The sequence below is a fragment of the Pseudomonas donghuensis genome (assembly GCF_000259195.1).
GTDB lineage: Bacteria > Pseudomonadota > Gammaproteobacteria > Pseudomonadales > Pseudomonadaceae > Aquipseudomonas > Aquipseudomonas donghuensis.
On sequence record NZ_JH650784.1, the window covers coordinates 41317 to 50145 of the forward strand.

Genomic DNA, 8829 nt, shown 5'->3' on the forward strand with positions numbered 1-8829 from the left:
CCGTCGCGCACTCGACAGCCGCCACAGGGCGCGACAAGCGACCGGTGCTGCAAGCGTGAGTGAGGGGTGTGTGCGACATGTGACTCTCCAGTTGATGTTCCCGAGCTTACTTCAGGCGTTACCGTGGTTTCAATGGCTAATTTGCATGAATGCGATATGCCAGGGCTATCGCCGCAGGTAGGCGGTGAAGTCGATGTCGCCGGCACTGAGGATCGCCTGCACGCGGTTGTGCACATTGAGCTTGCGCAGAATCGCCGACACGTGAGCCTTGACCGTGGTTTCGGCGATGTCGAGGTTGTAGGCGATCTGCTTGTTCGACTCGCCCTTGGTCATGCGTTCGAGCACCAGCAATTGCTTGCGGGTCAGGGCCTGCAGCAGTTCCGGGGCAAAGCCCTGGTGTTCGCCCTGGCTGCGCCGGTGGCTGCTCTTCTGGGTGCGGATGATGTCTGGCGGCAGGTAGACGTTGCCGTTGAGGATCTGCTCGATGGCCTCGGTCATCTGCGAGCGCGGCGAGGATTTGGTGATAAAGCCGACGGCGCCGTAAGTGATGGCCTGCAGTACCACCTGTTTGTCCTGTTCGGCCGAAACGATCACCACCGGGATGGTCGGTGCCTCGTTGCGCAGGTTGATCAGCCCGCCCAGGCCGTGCATGCCGGGCATGTTCAGGTCGAGCAGGATCAGGTCGAGGTCATCGTGATCGCCGGTGATCGCCAGGGCACTGTCGAGGTCGGCGGTTTCCATCACCTCGCTGCCGGGAAAGCCATCGCTGATGACATTGTGGATGGCCTCGCGAAACAACGGGTGGTCGTCGGCGATCAGAATCTTGTACATGGCTTTGCACCTTATTGTTGTGGTTGTGCTGCACCCCTTCATTACAGGCCAGGTGCAACGCTTTGGGAATGCGACCATCGACAAGTAAAACAGTACCAAAGTAGTAGTCGAGCGCCCAGGCGTGCGTTCTAGCATGGGATAAAACTGCAGGAGCACCACGCCATGGCCATTTTGCTGGTCGACGATCACCCCATGCTGCGCCTGGGGCTGGCCGCTACGCTGCAACAGGGCCTGGACGGCATGCCGATCATCGAAGCGGCCAGTGGTGAAGAGGCCCTGCACAAGGTTGGCGAGCAGTTGCCGGGGCTGGTGCTGATGGACTTCGGCCTGCCCGGCATCAGCGGCCTGGAAACCACCCGGCGCCTGCGCCAGCGCTGGCCGCAGCTGCGCGTGCTGTTTTTCAGCGAGCATAGTGATCTTGGCCTGGTACGTCAGGCCATGGCGGCGGGCGCCTGTGGCTTTCTGTCCAAGGCGGCGGGGCCTGCGGTGTTGCTTGAAGCGGTACGCCGGGTGCTGTCCGGGCATGCCTACATCGAGCAGGCGCTGGCCACCGACCTGGCCTGCCAGGGGGGCAGTACGCGCCTGCAAGGCTTGAGCCTGCGCGAAACCGAAATTTTCCTGATGCTGGCCAAGGGCATGCCGACCCGGCTGATCGCCGAGCAGTTGTGCATCAGCGCCAAGACCGTATCCAACTGCCTGACCCTGCTCAAAAGCAAATTGCAGGTCGCCTCACACGCCGAAATGGTGCACCTGGCGATTGAGGCGGGCCTGCTGCGTATCGCCGCTTAGTCCCAGGTTTTCGGGCAACCCTGGCAACCTTCCATGTTGCTGTCCTGAAAGTTGGCGTAATGCTGGCGGCTGCCGCGCAGGTCGGCCTGCTCCAGATTGCTTTCGCCGAACTTGGCTTCTTGCAGGTTGGCATCGGCAAGGTTGGCGCCCTTGAGGTCGGCCTTGCTCAACCAGGTCATTTCCAGGTCGGCGGCCTGCAGCTTGCTGCGGTGCAGTTTGGCCCCGGAGAGGCGGGCGAATTCCAGGTAGGCGGCGCTCAAGTCGGCGTTCTCGAAGTTGGCGCCCTGGGCGAACATGCCCCAGGCCTGTACCGCAACCAGCTTGGCGTCGCGCAGGTCGGCCAGGCGCAGGTTGCTTTGCTGCAGGCTCGCGCGGGTGAGGTTGGCGCCTTGCAATTGGGCTTTTTCCAGGTTGGCCAGGTCCAGGCGCGCATGGCGCAGGTTCGCCCCGCGCAGGTCGGCACCGGCCAGGTTCATCTTGCGCAGGTCCTGGTTGCTGAGGTCGGCATTGCGCAGGTTGGCATTGGGGCATTGGCTTTCCTGGGCGATGGTGCAGCCGTTGATGGTCAAGGGCGTGTCGTCGTCGGCGAGGGCAGGGGTGCAGGCCAGGGTGAGCAGTAGCGGGAGGTATTTCATGGGGATCTCCTGGGGCTGGGCGATAGCAATCGCTGGCAAGCCAGCTCCCACAGGGTTTGGTATGCACCGATCCACTGTGGGAGCCGGCCTTGCCGGCGAGAGGGCGTCAAATCAGCGCTGGGCCGTCTTGGTGTCCCAGGCGGGGATCTTGAACACCCAGAACGAGCCACCCTGGGCCACCGGCTTGGTCAGCTCGGCCATGTCGCCGCCCCACAACGGCACCGCGCCGCCGTAGCCGACGGTCACGCCGATGTATTGCTCACCGTCCTGTTCCCAGGTGATCGGCGGCGAGACGATGCCGCTGCCGGTCTGGAATTTCCACAGCTCCTCCCCGGTCTTGGCATTGAAGGCCTTGAAGTAGCCGTCACCGGTACCGGTGAACACCAGGTTGCCCTTGGTCGCCAGTACCCCGGCCCACAGCGGCAGGCGTTCCTTGTGCTCCCAGACCATCTTGCCGGTGGTCGGGTCCATGGCGCGCAGCGAGCCGACGTGGTCCTCGTACATGCGCTTGATGCGAAAACCCATGCCCAGGTAGGCCGAGCCCTTCTTGTAGTTGACCTCCTCGGTCCAGTATTCCTCTTTCCACTGGTTCGACGGCACATAGAACAGGCCGGTGTCCTGGCTGTAGGCCATGGGGTTCCAGTTCTTGCCTCCGAGGAACGGCGGCGACACTTCCACCGGCTTGCCCTTGGTCTGCCCTGGCTCGGGCTTGGCCGGGCGCTGGCCGGGGTTTTCTACCGGGCGGCCGGTCTTGAGGTCGATATGGCTGGCCCAGGTGATGTTGTCGGCGAACGGGAAGGCGTTCTTCAGCTTGCCGTTGGTGCGGTCGACCACGTAGAAGAAGCCGTTGCGGTCGGCATGGGCGGTGGCCTTGTACTGCTTGCCGTCCTTGTCCTTGTAGTCGAACAGCACCAGTTCATTGTTGCCGGAGAAGTCCCAGGCGTCATTGGGCGTGTGCTGGTAGAACCATTTGACCTCGCCGGTGCTCGGGTCGACGCCGACCTGGCCGGAGGTGTAAAGGCTGTCGTAGTCGTGCGGGTTGCCGTCTTTGGACGTGCGCGCCCAGGTGTTCCAGGGGCCCGGGTTGCCGGCGCCGACAATGATGGTGTTGGTCTCGGCATCGAAGCTTGCGCTCTGCCACGGGGCGCCGCCGCCATGGCTCCAGGCCTCGACCTTGCCGGACTCGGTGCTCGGGTCGTTCGGCCAGGACGGTGCCTTGACGTCGCCGGTGGGGGTGCTGTCCTTGCCGTTCAGGCGGCCCATGTGGCCTTCGACGAAGGGACGCATCCACACCTCGTCGCCGGTTTCCGGGTCGCGGGCGTACAACTGGCCGACCACGCCGAACTCGTCGCCGGAGCTGCCGTGAATCAGCAGCACCTTGCCGCTCTTCTGGTCCTTGATCAGGGTCGGGGCGCCGGTCATGGTGTAGCCGGCGCTGTGGTCGCCGAACTTCTTCTTCCACACCACCTTGCCGGTGTCCTTGTTCAGGGCAATGACCTGGGCGTCGAGGGTGCCGAAGTAGATCTTGTCGCCATAGATGGCGGCACCGCGGTTGACCACGTCGCAGCACGGGCGAATGTTGTCCGGCAGGCGATGATTGTAGGTCCACAGGCGCTTGCCGGTCTTGGCATCGAGGGCAAATACCCGCGAGTAGGAGCCGGTGACGTAGATCACCCCGTCATTGACGATGGCCTGGGACTCCTGGCCGCGTTGTTTCTCGTCGCCAAAGGAGTACGACCAGGCCGGGGTCAGCTTGAACACGTTCTGGTCGTTGACCTGGGCCAGCGGGCTCCAGCGCTGGGCATTGGTGCCCATGCCGTACTGCAGCACGTTGCTGGTGCTCTTGTGGTCGTCGGCGATGTCTTCCCAGCTCACCGGTTTCGCCAGGGCATGCGGGGTCAGGGCCAGGCTGCCCAGCAGGAGGACGGTGTGCACGGCGGCAGACAGCGGAGAAAGCGCGGCGGGTAACGATCTTATTGTCATGGTTGGAGTTCCCAATGAAGGTTTTGGCCTGCATAGACTGGAACGCCAAGGGCGCGATCGATACGGAAAAACTCCCGGTCTTAGCGGGAAAACTTCCCAATCCGGGCATGATTTGGCACTGCCCCACAAGCGCTACTACCAAGGGAGGAGGCTGCGACCACCAAAGCAGCATGGGGCCCTTGCCAGGGCCTTCCTAAGATGCCGGCACAACCTTTCAGCCGAGAGGTTCTTGCGTGCAAACAGCAGTCGAGGGCAGAACAATGAAAACAGCAAAACACGCCTGGTTGAGCCTGATCGTCGGTGTCGGCCTGATGAGCAGCGCCGGGGCTTTCGCCCATGGCAACGTCACGCCGACCGCGGTCAATACCGGTAACCTGGAAAAGCTCGGTGATCAGTGGCGCGCAGAAAACCCTTACCGCAACAGCAAGGACCATGACGAGGCGGTGTCGATCGGCGCTTCGGCCTATAACCAGAACTGCGCCGCCTGCCACGGCCTGGAGGCCAAGTCCGGTGGCATCGCCCCGGATTTGCGCTTGCTTGACGAAGGCGCTGCCGGTGATGAGTGGTTCGTCGAGCGGGTGCGCAACGGCGCGGTACGCGATGGCCGGGTGTACATGCCGAAGATGGCCGACTACCTGAGCCAGGAAGCACTATGGGCGGTGCGCAGCTACCTCGACAGCGTGCATGTCGAAGAGTGACTGCAGGAGCGGGCTTGTCCCGCGATGCGATATCACTGTTGAATCGCTATCGCGGGACAAGCCCGCTCCTACAGTAGGTCGTGATTACAGGGTGTAGTGCTTCAACTCCCGCGCAATCAGCATGCGCTGAATCTCGCTGGAGCCTTCGTAGATCTGGGTAATGCGCGCATCGCGGTAATAGCGCTCGACCGGATAATCCTCCAGATACCCATAGCCACCGTGTACCTGAATCGCCTTGGAACACACCCGCTCGGCCATCTCCGAAGCGAACAGCTTGGCCTGTGAAGCCTCGCTCAGGCACGGCTTGCCGGCGCTGCGCAGGCGCGCGGCGTGGAGGATCAACAGCCGCGCGGCGTTGATCTGCACCTGCATGTCGGCCAGCAGGTTGGCGATGCTCTGGTGCTCGTTGATCGGCTTGCCGAACTGGATGCGATCGCGTGAGTACAGCAGCGCCGCCTCGAACGCCGCGCGGGCAATGCCCAGGGCCTGGGCGGCAATGCCGATACGGCCGCCTTCGAGGTTGGACAGGGCAATGGCCAGGCCCTTGCCGCGTTCGCCGAGCATATTGGCGGCGGGGATGCGGCAGTTGTTCAGGGTTACCGCGCAGGTGTCGGAGGCGCGGATGCCCATCTTGTGTTCGCTGCGATCGACCACGAAGCCTTCGTTATCGGTGGGCACCAGAAACGCTGAGATGCCTTTTTTGCCCAGCTCCGGGTCGGTCACCGCGAAGACGATGGCAAGCCCGGCGCGGCGGGCATTGCTGACGAACTGCTTGGCGCCATTGATCACCCAGTGATCGCCCTGCAGTTCGGCGCGGGTGCGCAGGTTGTGGGCCTCGGAGCCGGCCTGCGGTTCGGTCAGGCAGAAGCAGCCGATCACTTGCCCGCTGGCCAGGCGTTCGAGCCAGGTCTGTTGCTGCTCGGCGCTGCCGTAGGCGAGCAGGGGGCCGCAGCCCACCGAGTTGTGGATGCTCATCAGTGCGCCGGTGGCGCCATCGCCGGCGGCGATCTCCTCGACCGCCAGGGCGTAGGCGACATAGTCGGTGTAGCTGCCGCCCCATTGCTCGGGCACGACCATGCCGAGCAGGCCCAGCTCGCCCATCTTCTGCACCACGCCATCATCGATCCAGCCGGCCTTTTCCCAGGCCTGGGCATGGGGGGCGATCTCGCCGCGGGCGAAATCCCGAGCCATGTCGCGGATCATGATCTGTTCTTCAGTCAGTTCCAGGTCTTGCATCTGCGTACTCCAGGCCTCACAGGCCTTCGAAGAATTGATCCACGCGCTGGCGGTTGAGGCCGGCGAGGGTGGTGGGGTTCCAGCGTGGCTGCTTGTCCTTGTCGATGATCAGTGCGCGCACGCCTTCGATCAGGTCGCCATGCTCGAACCACTGGCGGTCCAGGTGCAGTTCCATGGCGAAGCAGTCTTCCAGGCCCAGGTGGCGGCCACGGCGCAGCATCTCCAGGGTCACGGCCATGGCCAAAGGCGAGCGGCTTTCCAGCAGGTCGGCGGTTTTCACCGCCCATTCGTGGCTGTCGGCCACGGTGACTGCCCGCAATTGCTCTACGATACTGCCGACATCGGCCAGGGCGAAGAAGTGATCGATGGCCGGGCGCAACCTGGCCAATGGCGCGTCTTCGAGCACCTGGGTGCCAAGCTTGGCCAGCACGCTTTGCAGGTCCTTGAGCGGGTGTTCGCCAAAGCGCAGGGTGTCGAGGCGTTCATCGAGGCTGGCCAGCTTGCTGCTGTCCAGGTACCAGTCGGCCAGGCCGCAGTACAGCGCATCGGCCGCCTGCACCTGTACGCCGCTGACCCCCAGGTAGGTGCCCAGCTCGCCAGGAATGCGCGAAAGAAAATAACTGCCGCCGACATCCGGGAAGTAGCCGATGGCGGTTTCCGGCATGGCCAGGCGGCTGCGCTCGGTGACCACGCGCAGATCGGCACCCTGGGCCAGGCCCATGCCGCCGCCGAGGGTGAAGCCGTCCATCAAGGCGAGGATCGGCTTGTGGTAATGGTGGATGCACAGGTCGAGGGCGTATTCCTCGACGAAGAAATCCCGGTGCAGGCTGTCGCCGGCCTTGTAGCTGTCGTACAGCGAACGGATGTCGCCGCCGGCGCAGAAACCTTTCGGGCCTTCGCCGCGCAGCACCACGGCCTGCACCTGCGGGTCACTGGCCCAGGCATCCAAGTGGCGTTGCAGGCTGCGCACCATGTCCAGGGTCAGGGCGTTGAGGCCGGCGGGGCGGTTGAGGGTCAAGTGACCGATATGGTTGCGAACCTCGGCCAGTACATGGGCGTCGGTTGGCGCTTGAGCGTGCGCGGTCATCGCTGTCTCCCTGCTTTGTTATTGATTTTCCACGTGTTTTAACACGGTCTGGATAGGCGCTAGAGGATCGAAGGATCCTATCAGTGCAAAATTGCCCAATACAATCCGTAAATCTGCAGGCTGAGTCTGCATTTTTGCATGGCCGATTGCGCCTAACGCACCGGGTCTTGCCACTTTAGCCTTGTGGCACCGGTGGGCAAGGGCTTAGGTCAGAGGAGTAGTTCCGCCTGCGGGGAGCCAGGCCCGCGCCGCCAAAGCAGCACCCGGCCGGTGCCAAGGCAGCGTATGGCTGCCTGGCGAGGGTTTCGATAATCGCCTCCGACATTCGTCCCCCCGTTTGCGGAGAGCGCCATGCACAACAATAACAATGCCAATCGCCGTTTCCTGCCCTTGCTGACCAGCCTTGTCGCCTTGAGTCTGAGCCCCTTGGCCGATGCCGAAATCATGCTCTACGACAAGGAGCAGACGACCTTTTCCACCGACGGCTATATCAACGCCTTCTACGTCAATAGCGACGTCGATCGGGCGGGGGAGCAGTACGACCGTCGACAGTCGCGGGTGAAAATGGGCTTTTTGCCCAACTACCTGGGCTTCAACATGACCCGCCAGGTGGATGACCTCAAGCTCGGTGGCCGCGCCTCGTTCTGGGTGACCATCAATGACAGCGAAACCAACGGCACCGACACCGCCATCGACGTGCGCCAGTTCTACGGCACCGTGGCCAACCCCGAGTGGGGCGAGGTGCTGATCGGCAAGGACTTCGGCCTGTTCGCCCGCTCCAACATCCTCCTCGATGAGCTGCTCGCAGGTTATGGCCAAGTCAGTGACACCCTGGGCCTGGTCGATGGCGGCGGCGTGTCGTTCGGCAACATCGGCAGCGGTTACCCGTACCCGTTCCCGACCTCGCAGATCACTTACCGCACACCGGTGATGGAAGGCCTGCGCATTGCCGTGGGGATCATGGACCCGGTCGATACCAACGACGACAGCGCGGTGGGCAAGGCCTACCAGGAAAACCCGCGTACCGAGAGCGAGATCACCTACCAGTTCGACCTGGGCGGGGTGCAGCTCTACAGCTGGCTCAACGGCACCTACCAGACCTCGGACAACACCGACAGCCGGGTTGATTCGGTCACCTCCAAAGGCCTGGGCTATGGCGTGCAGGCCAAGGTGGGTGGCTTTTCCCTGACCGGCTCGGGTTTTACCGCCAAGGGCATCAACCCGTTTTTCACCAACAACGCCGGTGAGGCCACGTTGCGTGAAGTCGACAGCAAGGGTTATTTGCTGCAGGGCTCGTACAAGGTCGGCAAGAACCGCGTGGCGCTGTCCTACGGCAAGACCAAGGATGACGGCAACGGCGCAGTGAACACCGGCGCCGATTATGAAACCCGCGGTATCGCGCTGTTTCATGACATCAACGACAACCTCAAGCTGGTGGCCGAGTACAACCAGTTCGAGATCGACGGGCATGAGGGCGATGCGCAGAACGAGGATACCGATACCTTTGCCGTGGGGGCGGTGCTGACCTGGTAAACACAAGACCTGGGAGCACTGCCAATCCTGTGGGAGC

8 protein-coding genes are annotated in these 8829 nt (G+C 63.0%); 3 read left to right on the forward strand and 5 right to left on the reverse strand.

The window, feature by feature from the left end; all coding sequences use genetic code 11:
• Positions 1-165: 165 nt before the first annotated feature.
• A complete protein-coding gene (locus UW3_RS0124505; RefSeq protein WP_010226520.1) occupies positions 166-831 on the reverse strand; it encodes a response regulator transcription factor in 666 nt (221 codons plus the stop codon).
• Between the two features lie 162 nt (positions 832-993).
• Here UW3_RS0124505 and UW3_RS0124515 point away from each other — a divergent pair, with 162 nt between their 5' ends.
• On the forward strand, positions 994-1620 hold the full coding sequence (locus UW3_RS0124515) for a response regulator transcription factor (protein ID WP_010226522.1): 627 nt from the start codon (positions 994-996) through the stop codon (positions 1618-1620).
• On the opposite strand, the gene UW3_RS0124520 is transcribed toward UW3_RS0124515, so the two are convergent.
• Together UW3_RS0124520 and exaA are read right to left on the reverse strand one after the other, a co-directional pair.
• Positions 1617-2255, reverse strand: a complete 639-nt coding sequence (locus UW3_RS0124520; protein ID WP_010226524.1) for a pentapeptide repeat-containing protein — start codon at positions 2253-2255, stop codon at positions 1617-1619. The two genes, UW3_RS0124515 and UW3_RS0124520, sit on opposite strands and share 4 nt — an antisense overlap.
• A 111-nt stretch (positions 2256-2366) precedes the next feature.
• Positions 2367-4238, reverse strand: coding sequence for a quinoprotein ethanol dehydrogenase (gene exaA / locus UW3_RS0124525; protein ID WP_026001516.1), 1872 nt, complete (start codon positions 4236-4238; stop codon positions 2367-2369).
• Between the two features lie 260 nt (positions 4239-4498).
• On the opposite strand from exaA, the gene pedF reads away from it, so the two are divergent.
• Positions 4499-4936, forward strand: a complete 438-nt coding sequence (pedF, locus tag UW3_RS0124530; RefSeq protein WP_010226528.1) for a cytochrome c-550 PedF — start codon at positions 4499-4501, stop codon at positions 4934-4936.
• A gap of 84 nt (positions 4937-5020) precedes the next feature.
• Here the strand turns inward: pedF and UW3_RS0124535 are convergent, their stop codons facing one another.
• Both UW3_RS0124535 and UW3_RS0124540 read right to left on the reverse strand, forming a co-directional pair.
• Positions 5021-6172 (reverse strand): acyl-CoA dehydrogenase family protein, encoded by a 1152-nt coding sequence (locus tag UW3_RS0124535; protein ID WP_010226529.1) that lies wholly within the window; start codon positions 6170-6172, stop codon positions 5021-5023.
• A gap of 16 nt (positions 6173-6188) precedes the next feature.
• On the reverse strand, positions 6189-7259 hold the full coding sequence (locus UW3_RS0124540; protein WP_010226531.1) for an enoyl-CoA hydratase/isomerase family protein: 1071 nt from the start codon (positions 7257-7259) through the stop codon (positions 6189-6191).
• 351 nt (positions 7260-7610) lie between these two features.
• On the opposite strand from UW3_RS0124540, the gene UW3_RS0124545 reads away from it, so the two are divergent.
• Positions 7611-8792 (forward strand): porin, encoded by a 1182-nt coding sequence (locus UW3_RS0124545; protein WP_010226532.1) that lies wholly within the window; start codon positions 7611-7613, stop codon positions 8790-8792.
• Positions 8793-8829 lie beyond the last annotated feature (37 nt).